The following is a 25,081-nucleotide window of genomic DNA, read 5'->3' as shown; positions in this document are numbered from 1 at the left end:
GGGGGCCGTCCGGGGCGATGCGAAGACAGCCGGCTCCGGATCAGGGGGCGGGGGTGAACACGAGCGAGGCGTTGTGACCGCCGAAGCCGAAGGAGTTCGTCAGCGCCGCCTTGAGCGCGCCTCGCCGGGGCGAGCCCGTGACGACGTCCAGCTTCACCTCCGGGTCCAGGGTGTCCAGGTTCCGGGTCGCGGGGATGACGCCGTCGCGGACGGCGAGGATCGCGGCCAGTGCGCCGATCGCTCCGGCCGCTCCGAAGAGGTGGCCGGTCATGGACTTGGTCGCGGTGACGGCCGGGTGGGTGCCGATGGCTTCGCCGATGGACCGGGCCTCGACGAGATCACCCTTGGGCGTGGAGGTCGCGTGGGCGTGGACATGCTCGATCGCGAGCGGGGTCAGCCCCGCGGACCCCACGGCCAGCCGCATGGCGCGGATCTGCCCGTCGGCGTGGGCGGCGGTGATGTGGTGCGCGTCCGAGGTGACGCCGGCTCCGGCGAGTGTCGCATGGGCGCGGGCCCTCCGCGCGGCGGCGAATTCGGCGCGTTCCAGGACGACTACGACGGACCCCTCGCCGATGACGAACCCGTCCCGGTCGACGTCGAAGGGCCGGGAGGCCCGCCCGGGCTCGTCATTGCGCGTCGAGTGGGCCTTGGCCTGCGCGAACCCGGCCAGTGGCAGCGGATGGACGCACGCCTCGGTGCCGCCGGCCACGACCACGTCGGCCCGGCCGAGACGGATCAGGTCCAGGCCCGTCGCGATCGCCTCGGCACCCGAGGCGCAGGCGCTGACCGGGGTGTGGGCGCCGCCGCGGGCGCCGAGGTCGATGCTGACCCAGGCGGCGGGACCGTTCGCCATCAGCATGGGGACGGTGTGGGGCGAGACGCGCCGCACTCCGGAGGTCTCCAGGACGTCGTCCTGGCCGAGCATGGTCAACGCGCCACCGGTGCCCGTGCCGATCACGACGGCCAGCCGCTCGGGTTCGACGTCGGGCTCCCCGGCGTCGGCCCATGCCTCGCGCGCGGCGACGAGCGCTATCTGCTCACAACGGTCCATGCGGCGGGCCTGCACCCGGTCCAGAACCTCGGTCGGTTCGACTTTGAGCCTGCCCGCGATCCGCACGGGCAGGGCGGCCGCCCACTCCTCCTCGATCGGGCTGATGCCGGAGTGCCCGGCCAGCATCCCGGACCAGGTCGAGGCGACGTCCCCGCCGAGCGGCGTCGTGGCCCCGAGCCCTGTCACCACCACTGCGGTGTCGGCACTCATGAGAGGAACCCCCTTTGTCGTAGAGATACACATCCCGCGCCGTGGTCGGGCCGCGGGAAGCGATCGACTCACCTGCCACTTTGCCAAGCGAATGACGGGTGATCAGGTGTTGTGATCCACGGAGTCCGGAGCCGGGGATTTATGGGGTTCGGCCATACACTGTCATGATCGACGCCTGCCTCCTCAGCGGCTGGAGCGCTGCCTCTCCCGCAGAATCGCCGCGGTGAGCTCGCACCAGTCCCGGTTGCCCCGCTCGAAGGCGAGGCCGCGCAGGCAGGTCAGGTACGGGCCGACGCGCTCGCCGTGGCGCAGGAACTCCTCCTCGGCGCGGTCGCCGCGCATCTTGCGCAGCAGTGCGCCGAACAGCTCGATCTTGGCCTCGGCGAAGGCGGCCCGTTCGGTGAGGCGTGTGATCAGCTCGCCGGCGTCGACGTGGTCGGCGGCCTGGACCTTGACGAGCAGGTCGTCGCGGATGAACGAGGGCTTGGCCGCGGTGGCCGCGAACCGTTCCATCTCGGCGAGACCGGCGTCGGTGACCTTGAACAGGCGTTTGTTGGGCCGGGTGTCCTGGACCACCTCCCGGCCCACGACCAGCCCCTCCTTCTCCAGCTTCGTCAGCTCGGTGTACAGCTGCTGGGGCAGTGCGTGCCAGAAGTTCGCCACGCCCGCGTCGAAGGTCTTGGCCAGCTGATAGCCGCTCAACTCCTCGTTCAGCAGTGCCGCCAGTACGGCGTGACGCAAAGCCATCGGTCCGCCCCTCCTCGCCTCTATCGGCAGAACCTCCCGGCATGATACTCAATAAAGTGAGTAATCATATTGGTGACTATCGAGGAGGGTCCGAGCCCATGGCACCCGCAGACCGCTTCCGCGCTGCCGTCGAGAGCCGCGATCTCGCTTCCCTGAACGGCCTGTTCGCCGAGAACATCCGTTTCTACAGTCCGGTGAAGTTCACCCCGTTCGAGGGCAAGCCGATGGTGATGGGCCTCCTCGGCGTCCTCCTGCGCACCTTCGAGGACTTCCGCTACATAGGCCACTTCGACGGCGCCGCGCAGACGAGCGCCGACGGTGTCGAAGCCCCGTCGGCGATCCTGCTCTTCCGTACGACCGTGAACGGCAAGGAGATCCACGGCATCGACCTCCTGCACTTCGACGAGGAGGGGAGGATCAAGGAGTTCACGGTGATGGTCCGCCCGCAGTCCGCGGTGCGGGTCCTCGGAGAGGCGGTCCTCGCCGGCCTGGTCGCCGACGGCCTTCTCCCGGACGCCGGCGCTCGGTAGAGGGAGGAACGGGTCGCTCCGATGACGGTCCGGTCCTACGCCGTTCGCACTACGGCGCTCTGGCACCGAGCACTTGCCGGAGGCAAGTGTGGGGCCCATGAAGCGACCTCGATGGGACAGGCTGGCTATTGTGCTGATGTGTCTCGCCGCGTTCCTCGACGCCGGCATCAACGCCCGGGCCCACGCGGTGGCATGCCCGCACGACGCCCCCGTGCGGGCGGCCGACTCGGCTGCCCCGCTGACACGCGGGTCATGACGTGCCGGAGCCGAACGGGGGTCATGACGTGCCGGAGCCGACCCGGGGCATCGGGACGTCCAAGGGCCGCGCGGCGTCCAGGACGTCCTCGACCGTTCCGTTCGTCGAGGCCAGCACGTCGGCCACGAAGCGCCCGCGCCCCACTCCCAGGCGCCCCAGGGCCGGGCCGTGGTCCAAAGCGACGAACACCGTCGCGCCGAGGACCAGGCCGCGCCAGCCCGTCATCGTCAGCCGGCGCAGCGGCCGTCCCGGCAGCTCGGCGACGGACGCGCGTAGGCGGCGGCAGTGGAACGGGATGTGGCGCTCCTCGTCCGCCAGGATGCGGGCCGCCACGTCCGACACCAGCGGATCCCCGCAACCGTCGCGGACAGCGCGGTAGTAGCGCACGGCCACGAGCTCCGCGACCATCAACGTCATCAACTCCATGCGCAGCCCGAGCAACCGGCGCAGCCGGACGAACACCCGGTCGCTCCAGCACGTGTCGATGGTGGGCTGCCCGCCGGCGGCCAGCAACAGCGCCAGCAGGCGCGCGTGGTTCCGTTCCTCGGCGACGAACAGACGGACCGCCTCGGCGTAGTCGGCGTCCCCTGCCCCGTCCGCCTTGCCGATCAGGTTCGCCCCGTCACCGTTCTCACCGACCTGGAAGCGCTGCAGGCTCCGCCACACCGCGTCGGGCAGGGCGGCACCCTGCGCCCAGTCAGGGTCGCCGACGCCACGCCGGTGTTCCGCCTCCGCGATGAAGTGCGCCGTCCACTCGGCGAATCCCCCTGCGCTCATGTGGTCGTACCGCCCCTGCCTGTCGTGCCATCGCCTCACTCCGCGGACGAGTCAACCAAACGTTTGTTCCGAATCCGTCTCGGGCGCGTCACGCGGTGATCCAGCAGGCTCCGCATATACTACTCTGACCGTAGTGGTCAGAGCGTAGTACTGCGATCGGAGTGGTATCCATGGTGCGCCGAAACGTCGAACGGAGGGTGGCCCTCGTCGACGCCGCCATCGAGGTACTGGCACGGGACGGCGCCCGGGGCCTGACCTTCCGGGCGGTGGACACCGAGGCCGGTGTACCCACCGGCACGGCCTCCAACTATTTCCCCAACCGCGACGGTCTGCTGATCCAGGCAGGTGCCCGGGTCTACGAACGGCTCCAGCCCGACGAGGCGACGATCGCCCGGCAGCGGGCGAGCACACCGGACCGCGAGACCTACGCGATGCTGATGCGCGAGGTCGTCGGCCGCGTCAGCGCCTTCCGTACCGGCTACCTGGCGCTGCTCGAACTACGCCTGGAGGCGACCCGGCGCCCGGAGCTGAGCGCGCTGCTGACCGAACGCGTGCGTGCGGACATCGACGCCAACGTGGCGTACCACGAGGCATCCGGACTGCCCGGCGACGCGACCGCCGTCCGACTGCTGTACCTGGCGTTCAACTGGCTCATCGTCGAACAGCTCACCCTGCCGGGCGTGTTCTCGGAAGCCGAGCGCGACCAACTCGTCACCGCCGCGGTCGAGCGCATCGTGACACCCTGAGCCGGGCCCGGCCGCGAACGTTCGCCCGGTGGAACGGGCCGTCATCACCTGTCGACGGCGCCGCCGGCTCTGTCAGGGGGCGGGCCTCCAGGGGCCGACCGTCAGCTTTCCGGTGCTGCCCAGGTCCACGCCACCGTCCGGGGTGAGCGTCTGCCAGGGAGCGTCGGCGGCCGGGGCCACGTTCAGGTAAGTGCCGCGCACGGGTGGCCGGCTGGGGTCGTCGTAGGTGTTGCGCCACATCACCACCGCCACCGCCGCCTGCCCGGGCCGCAGCCTCACCGGCCGCGGCGCGGCCTCCCCGGCGTCGCTGCGGCCGCCGGCCTTGACGTCCTGGTGGATCGTCACATCGACCACCCGTTTCCGCTCGTCCAGGACACGCACGCTCGGGTAGCCGTTCACCGTGTAGGGCGCGGCGCCGCAGTTGACCAGCCGGACGTCGAAGGCGCGCAGGCCCATGGCGGCGTCCACCGTCCCGCCCATCACCTGGACGCCCTGCTGGTGACACTCGGAAGGGCGCGAGGGCGGGCCGGACGGGTTCCGGGGGCCGGAAGCCGCCGTGGGCAGCGCGGCCTGGGGCGTGCGGACGCCGGGGGAGCCAAGCCGGTCGGCCTTGACGAGGTGGTCCGGCGCGGAGGACGCGGGCGCCACCTTCGTCCGGTCGGCGGGCGTCTCGCCGGACCGCGCACCGCATCCGGTCAGCGCGGCGACGCAGGCCACGAGCAACAGGCCGAGCGGTCGGTTCAACTCCGTCCTCCTCATCGGCCGATCGTCTCATGCCGTCCGGCGCTCACGGCTGGTCACCGGTACCGCGATCACTGGGTAGAGTGTCGCCGCCACAAGGATCATCGCAGGTGAGGCAGGGTCAGGGGTATGGGCATATTCGACCGGGTGAAGAGTCTCGGCGACTCGGTGGGCACGGCTGCCGCCGGCTTCGGCAGGGACGTCGCACAGGCCGTGCAGCGCGGCGCCGACGCCGGACGCGCCGGTACGAACGCCTCCGGTGACTGGGTGCTCTCCGTCCTCCGCTCCCTGCCCGCCCCCGCCGCGCCCACGCACCAGGAGTGGGAGTTCTCGCTCGGCGCCCTCATCTGCCGTCACCCCCGGGTCCCCGCCATCACCGCGAAGGCGCTGCGCCCGCTGGACTCCATCGGAGCACTGCGCTTCGGCCCCGATTCCGTCGGCTTCGACGGCGAGGACATCCCCTGGTCGAAGGTCGTCCACCTCCAGCTGCACGACGCCTTCAGCGCCATGACGACGGAGGCGCTCGACGCCGAGATCGACCGGATCCGGGATCTGCTGCCCATGCTTCCGGGGCGCAAGTGGGTGGTCACCAAGGTCGTCGAGGGCCTGGCCTCCGTCATGCTCGCCGCGCTGGAGCAGGCGGGCGAACAGCGGCTGGAGACCGTCACGGTCGCCTGCGAGATCACCTACCGGGGCGGGCTCGGCATGAAGAAGACGCTGCGGGCCAACATGTTCACCACGGCCCTGCTCGCCCAGCAGGCGGAGGTCATGCACAGCCTGGTCCTCACCGCGCAGGCCAACGGCGTGCCCGTCCTGCCCGCGGAGGGCCCCCAGGCGGGCACCAAGGCCGCCGAGCGCGTGCGCGCACTGCGTGAGCGCACGGACGCGGTGGCCGCTCAGCTGCGGACCGAACCGGACCAGGACGCCCCGGCGCTGGAAGCCGCCCCCGCCTTCGCCCCCGCTCCTCAGGCGCCGAGCCGTCCGGCGGGCTGAGAAGCCCCCGCCCCGCTCCCGGCGGAGCCCCGCGGTACGCAGCGATCTCGAGGCCGGAACCAGGCCGGGACCGGAACGAAAGGAACCCCATGCACACGGCAGCCGAGGACGAGCTCCACGACGAGTTCTTCCCGGTCGTCCCGGCCCCGGCGGACGGCGGGCACTGGCAGGCGCCCACCGACCTGGAACAGCAGCTGTACAAGCTCAGCCGGGCGGACAACGCGTACGCCTACCTGCGCACCCTCGCCATCGAGGGCGTGTACTACCCGGTGCGCCTCGACGAGGCGCGGGCGGCCGGTGAGCACACGTACCCCATGCTGACCAACGAGACGCCCGACGGTCGCACCATCGCGCAGGTCTACACCGCCGGCCTGCTGCCGCGGCCCCATCCGTTCCTCGTCTACGAGCACACGACCCTCGGCGCGCTCGCGCACATCCTGCCCGAGGAGGTGGAGATCCTCGCGGTCAACGCGGCCACCCCCTGTGAGCAGTACTTCCTGGCAAGCGACGACGAACGGGACACCTGGCTCGAACTGCACCACGAGCTGTTCTCGCCGGACGCGTTGATGGACCGTGTGGTCACCCGGCGCACCGGTGCCCCCGCCCCCGGCCCCCTGCTGCGCGGCCTCGCCTGCGGAGCGCACCTGTGCTTCCGCAACGGCGACGCGTGGAACACCCCGCACTGGCACGGCATGGGCTACCGGGGCGAGGTCGAGCGGATCGCCGACGACTGGGGTGTGCACGGACGCGAGGACTGGCTCAGCACGCAAGAGCGGCTTCTCGGCCAGGACGTGAGCCCCTGGTACTGGGACTTCGTCCTGGGGGCGCGGACCGCGCTGATCAGCGCGCGGGGCGGTCGCGTCGATCCCGCGCAATGGCGCGACCAGGTGGAGCTGACGCTGCGCGAGCGCGCGCAGGAGACGGGCACCGCCACCGACGACCGCGACTTCGACGAGTTCGTGACCCATCTGCGCGCCCTGGTCGGCAAGGTGCTGCGCTACGAGGCGCGCTTCCGCGCCGACGGCCTCCTGCCGCCCGACGGCTTCGTGCGCACCATCGCGGCCTGGGACATCGGCCGCGGCTCCAAGATGGCCCGCTGGGGCCGGGGCGCCCGGTACGCCACCGAGGCCGAGATGCACACGGCACTCGAACGCGCGGCCGGCGCCGCACAGTCGGCGTACGACTCGTGGGAGGAGTTCTCCGCCGGCTACGTACTCGGACGGTGCCTGCACTTCGACGAGGAGAAGTTCGGCCGCTGGTACACGACGGTCCTCGATGCCCACCGGGCACTGACGACCGACCCGGAGAGCCCGTGGCTGACGGTGCCGTTCCGCAGCCGTACCTGAGCCGCGGCCGCCGCTCGCCGACGCGTCACACCACGGACAGGAATTCGCCAATGCGTTCCCTTGTCTCGACTGTCCACGAGGGGAAAACCATCATGGGCGGCGGCGCATCCTCCGTCCGATAGGCCCGTGCGCGCTCCGGGCCGAGCACGGTGACTTCGCCATGATCGACGGGGGGACGGTATTTCCTGACCGAAAGGAATCCGGATCATGCAGAGGAACGCCAGACGACTCGTCTCGACCGCGGCCGTGCTCGCGCTCGCCGCCGGCACCCTCATCGGAGGGTCGGCCGCCGCCGGCGCGACCGAGGCCGATTCCCGGAGCCAGGACGCGGTGCAGTCCTGCTACGGCAGCGCGAAGGCGTACTCCAAGCCCAAGGGCCAGGACTTCTACCCCGACAACGGCGCCTCCACGCTCACCACCACGGCGAACTGCGCCGACATCAACATAAAGACGAACACCGACCGCTACGTAGCGGTGTGCTTCTGGAAGAGCTCGGGTGGATGGCTCTGCAACCAGGACCACTGGACCCTCGCCAAGGCGGGAAAGTGGACCACTGTGGCGCGTAGCGTGCTGAACGGCAGCCGTTTCGTGTTCTCCTTCAGGTCGGACGCCAAGTCCACCGGCCACTGGGCCGCCTGACCCCGCCGCCGAACGGCCGGAGCCGAGGACGAAGAGCCGCGACGGCGCCACCGCTGCTGCTTTCGCTCTTCGGCTCCGCTCATGACCACCGGACAATGGCCGATTGGTCACTGTGATTGCTGTTGCGTACGCGGCGAGGCTTGCCCAAGTGGACCAATGGGGTCCACGACCCACGAGGTCGATCGGGCGACGAGCGAGGGAGTACGCGTGAACCATGACGGCGCCGCATCCGGCACCACCGAGGACACGACACGCCGCTACTACGAAACCGGTGACGTCGACGCCTTCTACGATGCCGTGTGGGGCGGCGACGACATCCACACCGGCATCTACGCCCGCCCGGAGGAGCCGATCGCGGACGCCTCCCGGCGCACCGTCGAGCGGCTGGCGGACCGGATGGTGGACCGCCTGGGCCCCGGACGGTCCGTGGCGGACCTCGGATCCGGATACGGCGGGACCGCCCGCCACCTGGCCGCCCGCTTCGGCTGCCGCGTCGTCGCACTCAACCTCAGCGAGGCCCAGAACGAGCGCCACCGCAGGACCAACGCCGAGCGCGGTCTCGACAGCCACATCGAGGTCGTCACCGGCTCCTTTCACGACATTCCGTACCCGGACGGGCACTTCGACGCCGTGTGCTCCCTGGAAGCCTTCTGCCACAGCGACGACCGGGCCCGCGTGCTGGGCGAGGCCGTACGGGTCCTCAAACCCGGCGGCGTCCTGGCCTTCACCGACCTCATGGCCGCCGAGGACGCGTCCGCCCAGTCGCTCCACCCGGTGGTGTCCCGCCTCGGCGTGGACGAGCTGGCGACCCCCGCCTTCTACCTCCGCGAGCTCGCCCGGCTCGGCCTCGACCACGTCGACTTCGACGATCACAGCGACCAACTGCCCGTCCACTACGACCAACTGACCCACGAAACCGCCCGCCGGGAAGCCGAGCTCCGCGCCATCATCAGCCCGGACTACGTCGACCACCTGCTCGACAACCTCCCCCTATGGGCAGCAGCCGCCCGCAGCCGAAAACTCCGCTGGGGCATCTTCAGCGGCCGCCGCCCCGTGTAGGCGCGCCCTGCGCGGTCGCGCCGGCTACCGCTGCGCGAGTTCCGCCCTCTGGCTGAGCACCCGCGGGCCGCGCCCGGCTAGCCTGGCGGGATGGAAGCGATACTGGTCAGCGCGTGTCTGCGCGGAGTGCCGTGCCGGTACGACGGGCGTCACAAGACGTCGTCGGACATTGCGGAGGCGGTAGCCGGACGTCATGTCGTGTCCTTCTGCCCGGAGGTGGCCGGTGGGCTCGCCACACCGCGGCGGCCCGCGGAACTGGTGGGCGGCGATGGGCATGACGTGCTCGACGGGACGGCGCGGGTCGTCGAGGACACCGGGCGCGATGTGACGGCGGAGTTCGTGGACGGAGCGCGGCGAGCCCTCGCGGCGGCGCGGCATGCGGGCTGCACGGAGGCGCTGTTGATGCCGCGCAGCCCGTCGTGCGGGCGGGGCGCGGTGTACGACGGGTCGTTCGCCGGGGAGCTGGTGCCGGGCGACGGTGTGACCGCGGCGCTGTTCGAGCGGAACGGGATCGCGGTGCGGCCCGCGCCCGGAGTGTGAGCCCGGCGGCAGCGAGCGAACCGGCGTGCGGTGGGGGAGCGCTGGTGTACGAGCGGCCCGGGCGGGCCTTCGGTCGAGTCGTGACCGTGCCCCGAAAGGTCCGGGTAGAGCCCCTCGCCGGGGAGGTACCGGCCGGGGAGGTACAGGCTCTCGTGCGTCAGGTCGTGGGCGTCGGCGTTGTTGTGCATGTTGCTGCTGCTGCTGCTGTGGCGGCGTTGCTGGCGCTGGTTCATACGGCGGTCGATGCTGTCGGCCGGCCAGTCACGGCTGACTTTGTCGGCGGAGATGTTACGGGCCGCGGCGATGTCGACGACCTTGATGCCCCGGTCGCGGGCCTGCTGGGCGATGGCGGCGTCCAGGTCCTGGATGTCCTTGCTGATCTCCGCGGAGCCCTTGAGCAGCGCGAGCGTCTGGGAGCGCAGGGAGTCCGCTCCGGTGAGCCCGGTGCGGTCGGCGTGCGCGAGGTCGCGTAAACGGTCGACGCGCTGTCCGAGTTCGTCGAGGATCTGCTGGACGTAGTGGTCGTGGCGCTCGGCGTCAGGCGACGTCCTGCGGGTCGTACCGGTCCTGTAATAGGCCCTACGGCAGGTGTCGCTGCAGTACTTTCTCGGCCTGCCCGACCTGGTGGAGGGCTCCAAGGGGCTGGAGCAGGCCGGGTTGTGGCAGGTCGCCGTGGAGCCCGCACCGTTCTTCATCTCGGGGGTAGCCCTTTCGGGGTGCTTGCTGTACCTGCGGGTTACGTCACCGGCGGCAGGGTCGTCTGCGGGGGCAGGGCGGTGGTTACCGCCGGGCCGGCGTTCCCCTCCCGTCCGGCCCGGCGGCGAATGCGCCCTACGTGTCGTGCGGACGTCGGCACCGCGGGCAGGAACGGTCCACGTACACCAGCACGGTCACGGCCACGGCCGGAGCCGGTGCCGCGGCCGTGACCGCCGCCGAGGCGAAGGCGTCGGGTGAGAAGACGAGCACCAGGCCGATCACGAGCAGCGCCAGGAATACCGCTTGCTGAAGGCTCAACGTCAGGTAACGGACTTGCCAGGTTTGGCCGGAGCCACGGCGCGGGATGTTACCGTCGGCCCAATGCGCCACAGCGCCGGAAACGGCCTGTCGCAGTGTGCGGTCAGGAGGCACAGCACCCTCCAGGATCGAGATGAACAGGGAGAGAGAGGCCCTGGCACTGGTTGACGGCCGGCCAGGGCTTTCTCGTTTCCCAGGACGCTACCGGGCCAAGACTTCGATACGCCAACATGACGAACCGCAAAGGGCAGCGTTGCCCGAACGAACAAAAAATCCCCAAAACCGGGCGCGAGTGTGGTCGTAATTGATCCCCGTCCCCGCCACTTTGTGCCATTGACGGCCAGCCGTCCTTCGGTGAGTTGGCGGTCGGCGTTCGGCTGCCCCGGTCGGGGTGAGGGCGCCGCCGGTGGACGCTTCACGGCCGTCGACGAAGAGCACGCCGGGCCGGTCGCGGTCGGGCCCGACCATGGCCCGGGCCTACGGTCCTACCGACCGGGGCCGAGGCAGGGCCCGCAGGCCCCTGTCCGCTACTTCCGTCGAGCGTGCCGCCCGCTGCCGGATCGGAAGACTGCCCGAAGGAGCCGGAGCGGCCCCTTCGGCCGGGGGACCGGCACCTCGGGCGCCGGCGTAACGGCTTCGGCTGATGCCACTGATGTCGCTGACGTCGCGGCGGGGATGCGTCCCTGCTCCGGGTGCGCTGTCACATTCGCATCGGCGAAGGTCGCTGACAGCGAGGGGAAGGTCGCGACGCCGGTGTGGCTGGGCAGCGCGGTCGCCAGGGTGCCTTCGGGCGGCGCTCCGTCGGGCGGGGCCGCGGGCGACCACGAGGACGGTGGGTACAGCGGGTATTCGAAGGAGTGGAGGGCGTAGCCGTCCGGCGTCCTTCCCTCGGGCGGGACGCTTTGCATGAGGTAGCTGTCCACGACCGGGTAGGGACAAGAGTGGCTGTCGTACACGTCCCACTGGACGTAATCGCCCCAAGAGGTGACGTCCCAGTCCGTCATGGGGACGCTCGGGATGACGGGCGGGGGGTCGTGCTCGGCCGCGAAGGCCATGGTGGCCGAGACCTCGAGCAGCGCCGCCTGCTCGGCGTTCTTGCGCTTGAGTTCGTCACGCTGGCCGCGCATGTCGAGCACCAGACTCTGGGCGTCCGCCGTGTCCTTGCGTGCCCTTGAGGCCGCTTCCTCGGTCTCGGACAGCTTCCCCTTGAGGCTCTTGATGTGCTCTTGCTGGCGGGTGATGTGCTCTTGCTGGCGGGCCAGATTCGCCCGCAGGGCCCGGGTCCGCCGGCGCTCCAGATCGAGCTCGTCCTTGACCAGCCACGCGTCGAGCCGCGGACGACGGGTGGGAGCGGCACACTCCTCCTCGGTCTCCCGTGGTTCCGGCTCCGGCTCCGGCTCCGCCTCGCGCTCCCGTTCCCGCCGGTGCTCGAGAGCGTGCAGCCGGTCCTCGAGAATGCCGCGGAACTGACGCTGGGCGTCGCATTCGTCGCGCAGCATGCAGTCCGCGTACCGGTGCGGGGCGCAGGCGCGGAGCATGTCGTAATAGGACACCATCAGCGCCTGCCGGGCCTCGGGCTGGAGCCCCCGGCCGTCTTGGTCCAGCAGGTCCAGGAGGCATTCGAGCTCGCGCCGTCCGGGCACGCGGGTGCCTTCGCAGATCGCCTTCAGCGCGGCGGCGGGCACCGCGGCGTCGTCACTGGACGACGCCGCCGGCGCGCCCAGCCGTTCGCTGATCTCGTCGAAGTCCCCGCCCAGCGGGCCGATCACCGCGCCGCGCAGTGCGGTGGTGAACGCCCGCACCGGTTCGGGGAGAACGAGGTGGTCCCTCTCCTGTTTCGCCTCGCGCCACAGTGCTTCGAAGGGGGGCCAGACCACGTCAGGCGGTCGCGGGTCCTTGCTGTCCTTGTGCAGCTGGAGGACCACGAGCTTGAGGGTCTCCAAGCGGGTGAGCCGCTTACCGGTGAGCACGTCGCCGACGGTGTTGTGCGACGCTGTCGCCGTCCGCGCCTCGTTGCAGCCGATGCTGCTGGCGATGACGCGGTATGACGGCTCGCCCGCCTCTTTGTGCAGCGCGCGCACCGCGTCGCGCAGGCCGAGCAGAGCGCCGCCGGGCCCCTGCTCAGCCGAGGTCTGAACGGGCATGGCCGAAGGCTCCCTGCTGTCAGAACGTTCAGAGAATCACGATGCTGACATCACACGGGCCCCAGCGGCGGTGATGTGACAACCATTCACTCGTAAGAGCACGTAAGCCACTCCTTGCCAGGGTGTGTCCTGGTAGGAGCCGACGGTGACACCGCCGCCGGCTCCGATACGACCGGGCCGCCGCGGACCAGCTGGGCAGCAGGGGGCGGCGGCCCGGTCCATACCCCCCAAGGGGCACCATGCATCCTAAGAAGCGGCACACCCGGCACGTCCGTCACGCCCAAACCCGCCACAAAACAGCGCCGGTGAGCTACCGTGCCCGCCCTCACGCGGCCCTCCTCGCCGTCTTCATCGCCATGGCACCCGCCGGCACGGCCCAGGCCCATGAGGCGCCCGCGTCCCCCTCGGCCTCCGCGAGCCCGGCATCCCCCGGCGCCGCCCACCCCGTAGCGCCGGGCACCCAGCCTCCCGACCTGACCGTCGACGGGGTCCTGCGCGCCTCGCTGCCCGGGTTCGTCGCGGGTCTCGGCTCCGGCACCGCGCTCGCCGTCACGGGGTGGGCCATCAAGAAGCTGACCGCGCGCCGTTCCGTGCCCTAGGGCGCGCCGTCGGGCGGTGCCTCAGTTGGTGAGGGTGACGCAGGGCAGGCCCACGCTCGCCCCGCCGCGGAAGCCTTCCGCGCAGAGCCGCGTACCGGCCGGGAAGTGCCGTTGGGGATAGACCTGGTCCCGGTACGTCCTGAAGGATGCGACGTCCTCCGTCTTGGTCCTGGCGCTCCAGCCGTTGGTGGTCCACACCCGGGCGCTGATGCGGTGCGGCTGATTGGTGTTGACGACCGACACCTCCACCCTGCCCAGGTAGGTTCCGTGGTCGTAGGTCTCGATACAGACCGAGTTGTTGCACCACTTGCCCGCCGCTGACGCGGGCGGTCCTGCGGCGACGAGGCAGCCGAGCGCCGCCGCTGTTGTCGCGATCCCCGTGATGATCTTCTTGATGGTGTCGTGCATGGTGAGCGACCTCGTTCTTCCTGGGCCCCGCCACATGGAGCCCGGATGGAGCAACGCACGGAAAGATCACCAGTTACGCCTCGCCTCGGGAACGACGGTGGCCTCCCCCGCACGGGGGAGGCCACCGTCCCAACCTCGTTCCCACGGCCGCCCGGGTCGACCGCACAGGTGGACGCGGCCGGTCGGACCGCGCGCGACGATGATCGACATGAGCATCGATACGAGCGCACCCACCGCCAGCACCACCGTCACCCCCGTGGCGCCGCCGCCCCGCTGGGCGGTCCGGGCCGCACGCCTGACACCGTGGGTGGTCCTGCCGAGCGGGCTCTGGCGCATCGCCCTGGTGCTCGGATACCCGGCCGGCTACACCGAAGCCGGCTTCGAGGACTTCCAGACGGTCGGCGCGAAGGTCTGGATGCTGGCGCTCAGCGTCGTCTGTGAGCTCGCGGCCTTCCTCACGGTCGGCCTGGTACGCCCGTGGGGCGAGGTCGTGCCCCGGTGGATACCGCTGATCGGAGGGCGAAAAGTGCGCCCCATGGCGGCCGTCGTTCCCGCCGCTCTCGGCGCGGTGGCCATGACCGCGCTCTGGGCCGACGTCGTCCGGTGGTGGACCTACCCGCACGACGACATGACGGCCGCCGGAAACCTCGTCGTGGGCATCCTCTACCAACCACTGATCCTCTGGGGCCCGCTCCTCGCCGCCGTCACCGTGTCCTACTACCGCCGTCACCGCCCCGCGAACCGCCGAGGGTAGGTGAAGGTCTAACGCGCGGTGGTCGGGCGGGCGGTGGTGGGCCGGTCGCCCCAGCCGGCCTGGGCGATCAGGTCGTACCAGTCGGGCAGGGCGTCCTGCGGCAGGTGCCGGCGCACGAGTTGGCCGGGGAAGCTGAGAGGGCCGGCCTTGGCGGGATTGGCCAGCGCCTGCTGGACGATCAGGTCGGTCATGGCGAAGGCGAGGTCCTCGCGGGGGAAGGCGGCGTGCACGCGGTCGGCGAACCCGTCGGGCAGGAGGTCCTTGTCGCTGCCCAGGACGTCCGCGGAGATGCCCGCATGGGTCAGCGCGATCTCCGGACCCTTGCGGGAGGCGATCCCCTCCGAGGTGTGCAGGGCGATCGCGTCCCACACCACCGCCACCGTCTGCTCATCGGCACCGTGGTCGCGCAGGAAGCGGGCGGCAAGGTCGGCGCCGTCCACCTCGAACCGCTGGTCCCCGTTGCCCTGTTCGGACAGGCCCAGGTCGTGCAGGACGCAGCCCAGGAACACCAGCTCGTCGTCGAAGTCCACCCCGGCCTTCATACCGTGATGGCCGGCGAGCTCCCGGGCGAAGAGGTAGCTGCGCACGCTGTGCCGGAAGATGAGCGGGGACTCCGCCTCCTCGGCGAAGCGCAGCGCGTGGACGGCCAGCTGCGTGTGCGGCAGGTCGAAAGCCTCGTATGCGGCGGGCAGGGCGGACAGGGCGGGCAGGGCATGGGTCACGGCGGGAACTCCCTCGCGATCAGCAACGACTTCCCCGATCCTGCGGCCTTCCGCGACCCCGGCCCAGTGGCCGTAATGACGACCTGCGCTAAGTTCTGGCCATGACTGTGGTGGCTGTTCTCGCGCCCGACGGCGTCGTCCCCTTCGAGCTCTCCCTCCCCGGCCAGGTCTTCGGCACCGCCAACCAAGCCGCCGGCAGCCCGCACTACGAGGTCCGGATCTGCGCCCCGGGCCGTAGCGTGACCACCTCCCCCGAACACGGCGTCTTCCAGATGCACACCCCCCACGACCTCGACGGCCTGGAAGGAGCCGACACCATCGTCATCCCGGCCCATGCCGGCTTCCTGGGCCCGCCGCACCCCGCGGTCACCGAGGCGCTGCAACAGGCGGCGGCCCGAGGGGCGCGCCTGGCCTCGGTGTGCGTGGGCGCCTTCACCCTGGCCGCCACCGGCCTGCTGGACGGCCACCGCGCCACCACACACTGGCAGTACGCCGCCGAACTGGCCCGCCGTCACCCTCACATCGACGTCGATCCCGCCGTGCTGTTCGTCGACCACGGCACCCTGATCACCTCAGCCGGCGTGGCCGCCGGACTCGACCTGTGCCTGCACCTGGTACGCCGCGACCTCGGCGCGGACCTCGCCGCCGCCACCGCCCGCCGGACCGTCATGCCGCTCCAACGCGACGGCGGCCAGGCCCAGTACATCGAACACCCGCTGCCCCCCACCGACCCCACAGCGCTCCAGCCGGTGCTGCGCTGGATGGAGAACCACCTCCACCGGCCCCTCACCCTCGCCGACATCGCGGACCACGCCAGGATCAGCGTCCGTACCCTCAACCGCCACTTCCGCACCCAGACGGGCACCACGCCCCTGCAGTGGCTCCTGCGTGCCCGCATCCACCGCGCCCAGCAACTCCTGGAAACCACCGACCTGCCCGTCACACACATCGCCGACCGCACCGGTTTCGGCTCACCCACCACCCTGCGCCACCACTTCACCCGCCACACCGGCACCTCCCCTCACGCCTACCGCACCGCCTTCCGTCGACGACGCCCCGACGAACCACCCGTCCCCTCGCAACGCTCCTGACGGCGACTTCGAGCGGCGAAGCCACGACCCTTGCGCACGCTGTTCGCTTGCGCGTACGGTGTGCGCATCGGGAAGCTCGATCGCCCACCCGTCCACGGGTGGGCGATCCATCGCGAAGGGGTTGGGAAGATGTCGAGAAGCACGCACTGGAAGAAGTCGCTGTCGTCCGCCGGGATCGGCATCGCCGCACTGGTCGTGTCGGTCACGGCCTTCAGCGGGCAGGCGTTCGCGGAAAACGTCGAGGGGATTGAGGTCGACGACAGTGTGGTCAGCAGCGAGAACGCCGAAGCGGTCACGGCGGCACTGCCCTGCATCGCCAGCACCGGCGTCATCACGTGCTTCGACAAGGCGGGTGACAAGGTCTACGTCAAGGACACCAAGGCCGACGGGAAGTCCGCGGTGGGCCTGTGGCGGACCGACTACGGCCGCTCCGGCGGTTGCCGCAACAAGCTGACCGCCGGCAAGTGGGCCCAGTGCAACTACAACATGCGCGAGGGCGGGAACATACAGTTGCAGAACGCCCGTTACGACGGCGAGACCCGCAAGTTCATCTACCCCGAACCGCGGGTCTACTCTCCCTGGCTGTCCATCAACTGACCGCCGTAATGGGCTGACGTAGGTGCGGCGTCCGGTGCCGGTCCCGGCTCACCATGCGGGGCGGATCGGACCGTGCGGTGCGAGCCGGGTCAGGTCGGCGACGAGCTCTTTGAAGCGCTCTTCGCCCAGTGCCTCTCGCCATGGTGCGACCGCTGCCCGTGCCGCCTGGTCGGCGGCACGGGTGGCGGCCCAGCCGGTCTCGGTCAGTCCCAGGAGTCTGGCGCGGGCGTCGTGGGGGTGGGGGAGGCGCAGCACGTAACCCTTGCGGACCAGTTCCTCGACCAGCTGGGCGGCGGCCTGCTTGGTGACCCCCAGGTGCTCGGCCAGATCGGCGGTGGTGGCATCGCCGAAGGAGATGCGGGCGAAGGCGAAGCCGTGCGCGGGGCGCAGGTCCTCGAACCCCTCCTGGGACACGCGCGCATGGATCTTCTGGACCAGCTGTCCGGAGAGGGCGAGCACGAGCGCGGGGAGGGCCAGGGCGTCATCCATGGCTTGACTATAACTGGTCAAGTTGCTTGTCTATATGGGCAAGCAACTTGTCTATAGGTCCTATCGACGTCCATGACGTCCCCTACGTCATACGGGGAGCCCGACATGCCTTTCATCCGCAGCAACGAAGCCGCCGTCCACGAGATACACGGCGTCCGCTTCACTTCCTACGTCAGGCCTGCCACCGGCAGCCGGGACCTTGCGGCCTGGCGCGGCGAGATCCCGGCCGGAACGGTGGCGCAGCCGCACGTGATCAGCCACGAGGAGGCCTTCTACGTTCTGTCCGGCCGGCTGCGGCTCACCATCGACGGCGAGACCGCCGAACTCGGTGCCGGCGACGCCGCGGTGGCCCCGGCGGGCTCCGCGCTGGCGGTGGCCAACACCACCGACGAGCCCGCGTCCATGTGGGTCACCACGCGCGTCGGGCTCAGCGCCGAGCTGAGCGACGGCAGCACCCTCACGCCGCCCTGGGCCAACTAGGGACCGCCGGGGGGTACCGGTACCCCCCGGCGTGCCCACCAGCGCGTACTCCGCTGACAGTGCGCGCTGGTGGAGCCCGAACTACGTCAGCTCGATGCCGGTGGCCCCGAGTGGAGAGGGCCCGGTGCCTGGCCCGCCGGGGGCCCGTGTGCGTACACGTAACGTTCTCCCATGCCCGAACTTCAGCCTCTGCGCCTCGATCACGCCCCGGCCCTGCTCGCGTTCGAGTGGGAGAACCGGGCCTACTTCGCGGCGTCGATACCCGACCGCGGCGACGACTACTTCACCGACTTCGCCGCCCGGCACGCCGCCCTGCTCGCCGAGCAGGCCGCCGGTCTGCACTTCTTCCACGTCCTGGTGGGCAGCGAGGGTGAGGTGGTGGGGCGGGTCAATCTGATCGATGTGGCGGACGGTTCGGCTGAGCTCGGGTACCGGATCGCCGAGAAGGCCGCCGGTCAGGGTCTCGCGACGACCGCCGTACGACGGGTCTGTGTCCTTGCCGCGGAGCAGTACGGGCTGACCGCGCTGCGGGCCGTGACGACGCTCGACAACCCCGGATCGCGGGCCGTACTGGCCCGCACCGGATTCGTGCCCACCGGTGAGATCCTGCTGGACGGCCGTCCGGGGACGCGTTACACCCGGGACCTGAGCGCAATCCTTCAGGACCTCGCACGGTGACCAGCCGGAACGGGCCCGACCCTGTATGGCTGACGCGCGGGTTCAGGCGGGGGCGTCGGTGAGGTCGGTGACGAACTTGCGCAACCGGCCGGCGTGGACGGGCAGTACGCCGTGGAGGACCTGGGCTCCGTAGGCGACGGCGACGCCGGGCGGGGTGTGGGCGACCCAACGGGTGCGGACGGCATCGCGCAGCCACTCCGGGGTGGAGTGGTGGGCGCGGTCATGCGGCAGCCGATGGGTCAGTGTGGTACCCGGCGCGTATCCCTCGCTCTCCCCGACCGCCTGCCCCGACCAGATGGCGGGGCTGGAGGTGGTTTCGACGTAGAACTCGCCGCCCCCGCCCGGACCGTCGAGGACCACGCCGATGCGCCCCAGCCGGCGCGGCCGGACGGCGGGGTCGGGGATGCCGTCGATGTGAGCGGGAACATCCTGTCCGGGCGTCAGCTCTGTGTACGCCCACGGCGCATGCGTCGTGACCGAGGGGAGGACCCGTCGCAGGACCGGGATCGCGCGGACGGTGGCGGCCTGCAGGATCTCCTGTGCCTGGGCCGGAGCCAGGACCACGTCAGCCGGTGAGCGGGGTTTCCAGCCGGTGGCGGCCAGCTCGGCGTCCATGATCTTGACCAGCCGGGCGAGGTCATCCGCGTCGAGGAAGTCCTCGACGGTCTGCAGGGCCAGGGTCTCACTGAGGTGAATCACGCTGGAGCTCCCTTCTCGGACGAAGCATCGCGGGAAGTGTCACGCCGGCCCCGCCATGTGTCGAGGTCACCTACCGGCCTCCCCGAGGACGACCGGGGCCGGCGGCGCCCCGTCCCCCAGGCGTCAGCTCTCCACCGTCTGGACCTGGGGCGGGTGGCCGTTCCAGGTGACGAACACCGAGGTGGTCTTTGTGCCGGCCACGAAGTCCACCCGGATCCAGGCGCTCTGCTTCCACACCCGCATCTGCCAACCCTCGTCCGGCGTCGCCGAAACGAGCGTGGCCGAGCTCTCGCCGAGATCGAAGACCGCTCGCCCGCCCCGGACCGGATAGCTCTTCACCTCGCCCGCAGCCGACGGCGGTTGGGCGTCGGCGCCCTGTACGGCCCCGGTACCGAGGGCGGGTGGGGTGGGTAGTGGTGCGCGGGTCGCGGACGGGGTCCCGGCACCCGGCCGTGCGGGAGACGGCGACGGCTGCGGCCCGTGGGTCGAGGAGGCCGACCCGCCTGAAGTCGGCGCCGCGCCACCGGAGATCGGCAGGGCGCGCGGTGGCTCGTAGGCCGTGCCGGCCAGAACGGTACGTACCCCGTACCAGGACACCGCCATGGCGACCGCGGTCGCCAGCGCCCACGCCAGGGCCTGCATGATTCCTCGCCTCACCTGGCTCATAGTGCCTCACCCGAATGGCGTACGGTGCGGGCCATGGCAAGACTGCTCGTAGTCGAGGACGACCCGTTCGTGCGCTCCGCCCTCATCCGGCAGCTGACCGAGGCTTCGCACACCGTACGCAGCGTCGGAACCGCCCTCGAGGCGCTGCGCGAAGTGGCCCAGGTCGGCTTCGACCTGGTCATCCTCGACCTGGGACTGCCCGATCTCGACGGGGCGCAGGCGCTGAAGATGCTGCGCGGCATCACCGACGTCCCCGTCATCGTGGCCACCGCGCGGGACGACGAAGCGGAGATCATCCGGCTGCTCACCGACGGAGCCGACGACTACCTGGTCAAGCCGTTCTCCGTGGCACACCTGACCGCGCGCATGGCCGCCGTGCTGCGCAGGGCCGGCAGGGGCGGCGGCGCCGCGGGCGAACCGCTGCCGCCGACGGTGCTGCGGGTCGGCGGCCTGTCGGTCGACCCGTTGCGCCGGCTGGCGGAACTTGACGGAACCGCCCTTGACCTGACGCGCCGTGAGTTCGACCTGCTCGCCTACCTGGCCGGCAGGCCGGGCGTCGTCGTCCCCCGCAAGGAACTCCTCGCCGAGGTATGGCAGCAGTCCTACGGCGAGGACCAGACCATCGACGTGCACTTGTCCTGGTTGCGCCGCAAGCTGGGCGAGACCGCCGCCAAGCCGCGCTATCTGCACACCGTCCGCGGGGTGGGGGTGAAGCTGGAGCCTCCCCAGGGGCCGCCTTCGACGCCTCCGCCGGCCTTCCTGGAGCAGGCGTGAGATGGGCGCTCATCAGGGTTTCGCTGGCCGTCACGGTGATGGTGGTGCTGGCCTTCGCCGTGCCGCTCGGCCTGGTGGTCAAGGAACTGGCCCGGGACCGCGCCTTCGCCGACGCCGAGCGCCAGGCGGCCCAGATCCGGCCCGCGCTCGCCATCACCACCGACCGCGACCAGCTCGAACGGGCGGTCGCCAGCTCGCAGGCCGGCGGCGACGGACGCATGGCCGTCCACGTACCCGGCCACGCCGGCACCCGGCCCGGAAGGACGGCTGATACGGCCGACGCGCCCGAGGCGCCTGACGCACACGAGGCGCATCAGGCGTATGAGGCGTATGAGGCGTACGACATCGGCCGGCGCCGGGCCGCCCCACGCGACGTGGAGACAGCCCGCCGTGGCCGCTCCGCCGTCACCTCCGTGCCCGGCGGCTACGCCCTGCTCCAGCCGACGGCCCTGAGCACCGGTGAGTTCGCGGTCGTCGAGGTGTACGTGCCGCACCGCGCGGTCACCAACGGCGTCACCACGTCCTGGGTGATCCTCGCCGGCGTGGGCCTCGGGCTGATCCTCGGCTCCCTCGCCACCGCGGACCGCCTCGGCCTGCGCCTGGTCCGCCCGGCGCAGCGGCTCGCCGAGGCCGCCGCCGAGCTGGGGGAGGGGAAGCTGGGCGTGCGCGTACGCGAGGACGGCCCGGCGGAACTGCGCGCCGCGGCCGTCGCGTTCAACACCATGGCCGACAAGATCGTGCAGCTCCTCTCCAACGAACGGGAGCTGGCCGCCGACCTCTCGCACCGGCTGCGCACCCCGCTCACCGTCCTCCGTCTCAACGCCGCCTCGCTCGGCGACGGCCCGGCCGCCGACCAGACCCGGGCCGCCGTCGCCCAGCTGGAACGCGAGATCGACCAGCTGATCCGCACGGCCCGTGAACAAGGCGAGCGCAAGGAGCGCCCCACGCTCGGCTGCGACGCCTGTGAAGTGATCCGTGACCGGATGGCCTTCTGGTCCGCGCTCGCCGAGGACGAGGGGCGCACGGTAGGGCTCGCCGGTGTCGACGCGACCGTACGGGTCCCCGTCGCCCGCCCCGAACTCGTCGCCGCACTGGACGCGATGCTCGGCAACGTCTTCCGGCACACCCCCGAGGGCACCGCGTTCGCGGTGGATGTGCATCACAGCGAGGACGCCGTGATCGTGCTCGTCTCCGACGCGGGCCCGGGCATCACGGACCCGGATGCCGCGCTGCGTCGCGGCCATGGCGCCGGCGGCCCCGGCTCCACCGGCCTCGGCCTGGACATCGTGCGCCGGGTCGCGGAGTCCACCGGCGGCGACGTACGGATCGGACGGTCGGTGCTCGGCGGAACCGAGATACGGGTGTGGCTCTCGCTGGAACGGGGAAACAAGCAGCGACGGGGTGAACGGCGCCGCGGGATCCGTCGCGTGGGCGTGCGGCGCCGTACGGGAGGAGGGGCGGGCCGTGCGGGCTCCTGAGCGGACCGGCCCCGCCAACTCCCGTCCGCCCGGGACGTTTCTCCCGGAAGCGGCCCCGCTTCTTTAACCGTCACCCATGCGTTTCTTAAGTCCGCCATAAATAGCGGGGCCGGGCTCACGATTCGGCGATTGGTCCGTTTCGCTCCCGCTAGCGTGCTGCCGCGTCACCCCCCAACACACGACAGGCAGGTACGCGATGGGTTCCTCCGCACATCGTCGACGAGTGAGCCGTAAGGCGAAGCTGACCGGCGTCGGCATCTCCGTTGTGCTGGCGGCAGGCGCCGCGTTCACCATCACCGGCACGGCAAGCGCCGCGTCGGTCGGCGCGGCCTTCTCCCGGACCAACTCCTGGGCGGGCGGCTACACCGGGCAGTTCGTGGTCACGAACGGCACGGCCAAGGAGCTGTCGGGCTGGAAGCTGACGTTCGAGCTCCCGGAAGGCACGAAGATCTCCTCGCTGTGGAACGGCAAGCACACGGTCGACGGCCGGAGCGTCACCGTCGCACCGGAGAGCTGGAACGGGACGATCGCCCCGGGCAAGTCCGTGACCGTCGGATTCGTCGCCGCCGGCGACGGGAGGGCCGGCGGGCCGGTCGCCTGCCGGATCGACAACGGCACGTGTTCCCTGGGCGAGTCCCCCGACCGCCCCCGGCCCACCGCCCCGACCTCCGATCCGACATCAGGTCCGACGTCCGGACCGACCTCCACACCGTCGTCCAAGCCGACCTCCAAGCCGTCGTCGGAGCCGTCCCGGCCGGGCCCGTCCGCGAGCTCGCCGGCTCCGGGCGGCAAGAGCGCCGCGTTCGCCCCGTACGTCGACACCGTCCTCCACCCCGCCTACGACCTTCTGGGCACCGCCAAGAAGACCGGCGTCAAGAACTTCAACCTGGCCTTCATCACCTCCGGGGGCGGTTGCACCCCCAAGTGGGGCGGCGTGAGCGACCTCGGCAGCAACCCCGTGGCCCAGCAGATCGCCCCGCTGCGGGAGGCGGGCGGCGACGTACGGGTCTCCTTCGGCGGCGCGGCCGGCGCCGAGCTGGGGCTCGCCTGCTCCTCTGCCGATGAGCTCGCAGCCGCGTACGGCAAGGTCGTGGACGCGTACAAGCTCACCAAGGTCGACTTCGACATCGAAGGAAGCGCGTTGCCCGACACGGCCGCCAACACGCGCCGGGCCCAGGCCATCGCCCTGCTCCAGAAGAAGCACCCGGGCCTCGATGTGTCCTTCACCCTGCCGGTGATGCCCACGGGTCTCACCCAGGACGGCGTCAAGCTGGTCGAGAACGCGAAGAGGAACGGCGTGGCCATATCCGCCGTCAACATCATGGCGATGGACTACGGATCGTCCTTCAACGGCGACATGGGTCAGTACGCGATCGACGCGGCCACCGCCACCCAGGCGCAGGTCAAGGGCGTGCTGGGGCTGAGCGACCAGGCCGCGTGGAAGGCCGTGGCGGTCACCCCGATGATCGGTGTCAACGACGTGGCCGTCGAGGTCTTCCAGGTGGACGACGCGGCCCAGCTGGTGACGTTCGCCCGGTCCAAGGGCATCGGCTGGCTGTCGATGTGGTCCGCCGCGCGCGACAAGCAGTGCCCGGGCGGTGCCCAGAACTCCGCTTCCGCGACCTGTAGTTCGATCCTGCAGGACGAGTTCGCGTTCACGAAGGCCTTCGCGGCGGCCGGCCGCAGCTGACGAGCTTCCCCCCACACGCACACCCCCCCCCACGCAGCCCCTCCATACCCCCACGCACCCCCCACACCGCCCCGCACGCACGGCACCCCCCACCACACGGCCGGCGTGCGGGGCCACCCCCCTCACCCACTAGGAGACCCCCATGCACATGCGTCACAAGGCCCTGCGAGTGTCCCTGCTCGGCGTCGCCCCCCTCGCCCTCACCGCGTTGACCGCCGGACCGGCCACGGCACACGGCTCGTTGACGGATCCCGTCAGCCGGGTGTCCGCCTGTTTCGCGGAAGGCCCCGAGCATCCGCGGACGGCCGCCTGCAAGGCGATGGTCGCCGCAGGCGGCACCCAGCCGCTCTACGACTGGAACGAGGTCAACATCGGCGACGCCGCCGGCCGCCACCGCCAGATCATCCCGGACGGCAAGCTGTGCAGTGCCGGCCGCGCCAAGTACAAGGGCCTGGACATGCCTCGCGCCGACTGGCCGGGTACGCGACTGGCCGCCGGAAAGCACACCTTCCGTTACCGGGCGACCGCCCCGCACCGCGGCACGTTCGAGCTGTACATCACGAAGGAGGGCTACGACCCGAAGAAGCCGCTGAAGTGGACGGACCTGGAGGCGAAGCCGTTCGCCAAGGTCACCAACCCCACGCTGAAGGAGGGCAGCTACATCTTCGACGGCACGGTCCCGAAGCGGTCCGGCCGTCACCTCGTCTACAGCATCTGGCAGCGCTCGGACAGCCCTGAGGCCTTCTACACCTGCTCCGACGTGGACCTCGGCGGGAAGGCCCCGGCGACGAAGACACTGGCAGCGGCCGCGGCGGCCGCTCCCAGCGACGAGCAGATCGCCGAATCGGCCGCCAAGTCGACGGTCGACCACGGCGGACACGGTGGGGACGGTGGGGACGGTGGGGACGGTCATGGCGAGGGCGGGCACGTCCGGGACGGGCACGAGCCGCACTCGGCGGCGAAGGCCGCCAACGCCCCGGCCGCCCAGGGCGGGCATCTCGCGGAGACGGGCGGCGACAGCCGCACGACGGTGCTGGCCGTCGGGGGCGCCGGAATCCTGGCAGCCGGTTCCGCCATCCTGCTGCTGGTCATGCGGCGACGCGCCCTCCGGAACCGCGCCTGAGGCAGGCGACAGAGTGGCGGCATCCGCCCGCCTCGTGTGA

The 25,081-nt window shown here is 71.1% G+C and carries 29 protein-coding genes; 18 read left to right on the top strand and 11 right to left on the bottom strand.

Annotated features, from left to right (window positions below):
• Nucleotides 1-40 precede the first annotated feature (40 nt).
• Complete coding sequence (locus ABZ956_RS21525; RefSeq protein ID WP_361895899.1) at nt 41-1,261, bottom strand: beta-ketoacyl-[acyl-carrier-protein] synthase family protein; 1,221 nt, start codon at nt 1,259-1,261, stop codon at nt 41-43.
• Between the two features lie 183 nt (nt 1,262-1,444).
• Nucleotides 1,445-2,008, bottom strand: a complete 564-nt coding sequence (locus tag ABZ956_RS21520; protein ID WP_361895896.1) for a PadR family transcriptional regulator — start codon at nt 2,006-2,008, stop codon at nt 1,445-1,447.
• Between the two features lie 98 nt (nt 2,009-2,106).
• Here ABZ956_RS21520 and ABZ956_RS21515 point away from each other — a divergent pair, with 98 nt between their 5' ends.
• Nucleotides 2,107-2,538: a nuclear transport factor 2 family protein gene (locus ABZ956_RS21515; RefSeq protein WP_361895893.1), complete on the top strand. Its 432-nt coding sequence runs from the start codon at nt 2,107-2,109 to the stop codon at nt 2,536-2,538.
• A 277-nt stretch (nt 2,539-2,815) separates the two neighbouring features.
• On the opposite strand, the gene ABZ956_RS21510 is transcribed toward ABZ956_RS21515, so the two are convergent.
• Nucleotides 2,816-3,571, bottom strand: a complete 756-nt coding sequence (locus ABZ956_RS21510; protein ID WP_361895891.1) for a ferritin-like domain-containing protein — start codon at nt 3,569-3,571, stop codon at nt 2,816-2,818.
• Nucleotides 3,572-3,741: 170 nt separating this feature from the next.
• Between ABZ956_RS21510 and ABZ956_RS21505 the strand changes: the two genes are divergently transcribed.
• A complete protein-coding gene (locus ABZ956_RS21505) occupies nt 3,742-4,317 on the top strand; it encodes a TetR family transcriptional regulator (RefSeq protein ID WP_361895888.1) in 576 nt (191 codons plus the stop codon).
• A gap of 72 nt (nt 4,318-4,389) precedes the next feature.
• Here the strand turns inward: ABZ956_RS21505 and ABZ956_RS21500 are convergent, their stop codons facing one another.
• Nucleotides 4,390-5,061, bottom strand: coding sequence for a DUF4232 domain-containing protein (locus ABZ956_RS21500; RefSeq protein ID WP_361895886.1), 672 nt, complete (start codon nt 5,059-5,061; stop codon nt 4,390-4,392).
• Nucleotides 5,062-5,187: 126 nt separating this feature from the next.
• Between ABZ956_RS21500 and ABZ956_RS21495 the strand changes: the two genes are divergently transcribed.
• From ABZ956_RS21495 to ABZ956_RS21470, 6 genes are all read left to right on the top strand, one after another.
• On the top strand, nt 5,188-6,051 hold the full coding sequence (locus ABZ956_RS21495; RefSeq protein ID WP_361895883.1) for a hypothetical protein: 864 nt from the start codon (nt 5,188-5,190) through the stop codon (nt 6,049-6,051).
• Between the two features lie 89 nt (nt 6,052-6,140).
• Entirely contained in the window at nt 6,141-7,397 is a 1,257-nt protein-coding gene (locus ABZ956_RS21490; protein WP_361895880.1) for a DUF1266 domain-containing protein, read from the top strand.
• 207 nt (nt 7,398-7,604) lie between these two features.
• A complete protein-coding gene (locus ABZ956_RS21485) occupies nt 7,605-8,036 on the top strand; it encodes a hypothetical protein (protein WP_361895877.1) in 432 nt (143 codons plus the stop codon).
• Nucleotides 8,037-8,243: 207 nt separating this feature from the next.
• Entirely contained in the window at nt 8,244-9,095 is an 852-nt protein-coding gene (locus ABZ956_RS21480) for a methyltransferase domain-containing protein (protein WP_361895875.1), read from the top strand.
• A gap of 90 nt (nt 9,096-9,185) precedes the next feature.
• On the top strand, nt 9,186-9,635 hold the full coding sequence (locus ABZ956_RS21475; protein WP_361895872.1) for a DUF523 domain-containing protein: 450 nt from the start codon (nt 9,186-9,188) through the stop codon (nt 9,633-9,635).
• Nucleotides 9,636-9,787: 152 nt separating this feature from the next.
• A complete protein-coding gene (locus ABZ956_RS21470; RefSeq protein WP_361895870.1) occupies nt 9,788-10,108 on the top strand; it encodes a hypothetical protein in 321 nt (106 codons plus the stop codon).
• Between the two features lie 358 nt (nt 10,109-10,466).
• Here the strand turns inward: ABZ956_RS21470 and ABZ956_RS21465 are convergent, their stop codons facing one another.
• Complete coding sequence (locus tag ABZ956_RS21465) at nt 10,467-10,649, bottom strand: hypothetical protein (protein ID WP_361895867.1); 183 nt, start codon at nt 10,647-10,649, stop codon at nt 10,467-10,469.
• Nucleotides 10,650-11,176: 527 nt separating this feature from the next.
• Nucleotides 11,177-12,793: a hypothetical protein gene (locus ABZ956_RS21460; RefSeq protein WP_361895864.1), complete on the bottom strand. Its 1,617-nt coding sequence runs from the start codon at nt 12,791-12,793 to the stop codon at nt 11,177-11,179.
• Nucleotides 12,794-13,098: 305 nt separating this feature from the next.
• Between ABZ956_RS21460 and ABZ956_RS21455 the strand changes: the two genes are divergently transcribed.
• Nucleotides 13,099-13,392: a hypothetical protein gene (locus tag ABZ956_RS21455; protein ID WP_361895862.1), complete on the top strand. Its 294-nt coding sequence runs from the start codon at nt 13,099-13,101 to the stop codon at nt 13,390-13,392.
• A gap of 21 nt (nt 13,393-13,413) precedes the next feature.
• On the opposite strand, the gene ABZ956_RS21450 is transcribed toward ABZ956_RS21455, so the two are convergent.
• Complete coding sequence (locus ABZ956_RS21450; protein WP_361895859.1) at nt 13,414-13,800, bottom strand: hypothetical protein; 387 nt, start codon at nt 13,798-13,800, stop codon at nt 13,414-13,416.
• Nucleotides 13,801-14,008: 208 nt separating this feature from the next.
• Here ABZ956_RS21450 and ABZ956_RS21445 point away from each other — a divergent pair, with 208 nt between their 5' ends.
• On the top strand, nt 14,009-14,554 hold the full coding sequence (locus ABZ956_RS21445; protein ID WP_361895856.1) for a hypothetical protein: 546 nt from the start codon (nt 14,009-14,011) through the stop codon (nt 14,552-14,554).
• An 8-nt stretch (nt 14,555-14,562) separates the two neighbouring features.
• Here the strand turns inward: ABZ956_RS21445 and ABZ956_RS21440 are convergent, their stop codons facing one another.
• Nucleotides 14,563-15,276, bottom strand: coding sequence for an HD domain-containing protein (locus tag ABZ956_RS21440; protein ID WP_361895853.1), 714 nt, complete (start codon nt 15,274-15,276; stop codon nt 14,563-14,565).
• A gap of 101 nt (nt 15,277-15,377) precedes the next feature.
• On the opposite strand from ABZ956_RS21440, the gene ABZ956_RS21435 reads away from it, so the two are divergent.
• On the top strand, nt 15,378-16,367 hold the full coding sequence (locus tag ABZ956_RS21435) for a helix-turn-helix domain-containing protein (RefSeq protein ID WP_361895850.1): 990 nt from the start codon (nt 15,378-15,380) through the stop codon (nt 16,365-16,367).
• Nucleotides 16,368-16,496: 129 nt separating this feature from the next.
• Entirely contained in the window at nt 16,497-16,964 is a 468-nt protein-coding gene (locus ABZ956_RS21430; RefSeq protein WP_361895847.1) for a hypothetical protein, read from the top strand.
• Between the two features lie 48 nt (nt 16,965-17,012).
• On the opposite strand, the gene ABZ956_RS21425 is transcribed toward ABZ956_RS21430, so the two are convergent.
• A complete protein-coding gene (locus ABZ956_RS21425) occupies nt 17,013-17,453 on the bottom strand; it encodes a MarR family winged helix-turn-helix transcriptional regulator (protein ID WP_361895845.1) in 441 nt (146 codons plus the stop codon).
• 105 nt (nt 17,454-17,558) lie between these two features.
• Here ABZ956_RS21425 and ABZ956_RS21420 point away from each other — a divergent pair, with 105 nt between their 5' ends.
• Together ABZ956_RS21420 and ABZ956_RS21415 are read left to right on the top strand one after the other, a co-directional pair.
• Nucleotides 17,559-17,933: a cupin domain-containing protein gene (locus ABZ956_RS21420; RefSeq protein ID WP_361895842.1), complete on the top strand. Its 375-nt coding sequence runs from the start codon at nt 17,559-17,561 to the stop codon at nt 17,931-17,933.
• 171 nt (nt 17,934-18,104) lie between these two features.
• A complete protein-coding gene (locus ABZ956_RS21415) occupies nt 18,105-18,611 on the top strand; it encodes a GNAT family N-acetyltransferase (protein ID WP_361895839.1) in 507 nt (168 codons plus the stop codon).
• A 42-nt stretch (nt 18,612-18,653) separates the two neighbouring features.
• Here ABZ956_RS21415 and ABZ956_RS21410 read toward each other — a convergent pair whose 3' ends face one another.
• Nucleotides 18,654-19,310, bottom strand: coding sequence for a hypothetical protein (locus tag ABZ956_RS21410; protein ID WP_361895837.1), 657 nt, complete (start codon nt 19,308-19,310; stop codon nt 18,654-18,656).
• Nucleotides 19,311-19,433: 123 nt separating this feature from the next.
• Entirely contained in the window at nt 19,434-19,976 is a 543-nt protein-coding gene (locus ABZ956_RS21405) for a hypothetical protein (RefSeq protein WP_361895834.1), read from the bottom strand.
• Nucleotides 19,977-20,009: 33 nt separating this feature from the next.
• Between ABZ956_RS21405 and ABZ956_RS21400 the strand changes: the two genes are divergently transcribed.
• From ABZ956_RS21400 to ABZ956_RS21385, 4 genes are all read left to right on the top strand, one after another.
• Entirely contained in the window at nt 20,010-20,750 is a 741-nt protein-coding gene (locus ABZ956_RS21400; protein WP_361895831.1) for a response regulator transcription factor, read from the top strand.
• Nucleotides 20,747-22,228: a HAMP domain-containing sensor histidine kinase gene (locus ABZ956_RS21395; RefSeq protein ID WP_361895829.1), complete on the top strand. Its 1,482-nt coding sequence runs from the start codon at nt 20,747-20,749 to the stop codon at nt 22,226-22,228. Before ABZ956_RS21400 ends, ABZ956_RS21395 begins: the two co-directional genes overlap by 4 nt.
• A 196-nt stretch (nt 22,229-22,424) precedes the next feature.
• Nucleotides 22,425-23,918 (top strand): cellulose binding domain-containing protein, encoded by a 1,494-nt coding sequence (locus tag ABZ956_RS21390; protein ID WP_361895826.1) that lies wholly within the window; start codon nt 22,425-22,427, stop codon nt 23,916-23,918.
• Nucleotides 23,919-24,060: 142 nt separating this feature from the next.
• On the top strand, nt 24,061-25,041 hold the full coding sequence (locus ABZ956_RS21385; RefSeq protein WP_361895823.1) for a lytic polysaccharide monooxygenase: 981 nt from the start codon (nt 24,061-24,063) through the stop codon (nt 25,039-25,041).
• Nucleotides 25,042-25,081 lie beyond the last annotated feature (40 nt).

Origin of the sequence: Streptomyces sp. NPDC046261, assembly GCF_040646235.1 — a bacterium.
Lineage (GTDB): Bacteria > Actinomycetota > Actinomycetes > Streptomycetales > Streptomycetaceae > Streptomyces.
This window is presented reverse-complemented; position numbering and strand designations above follow the sequence as displayed.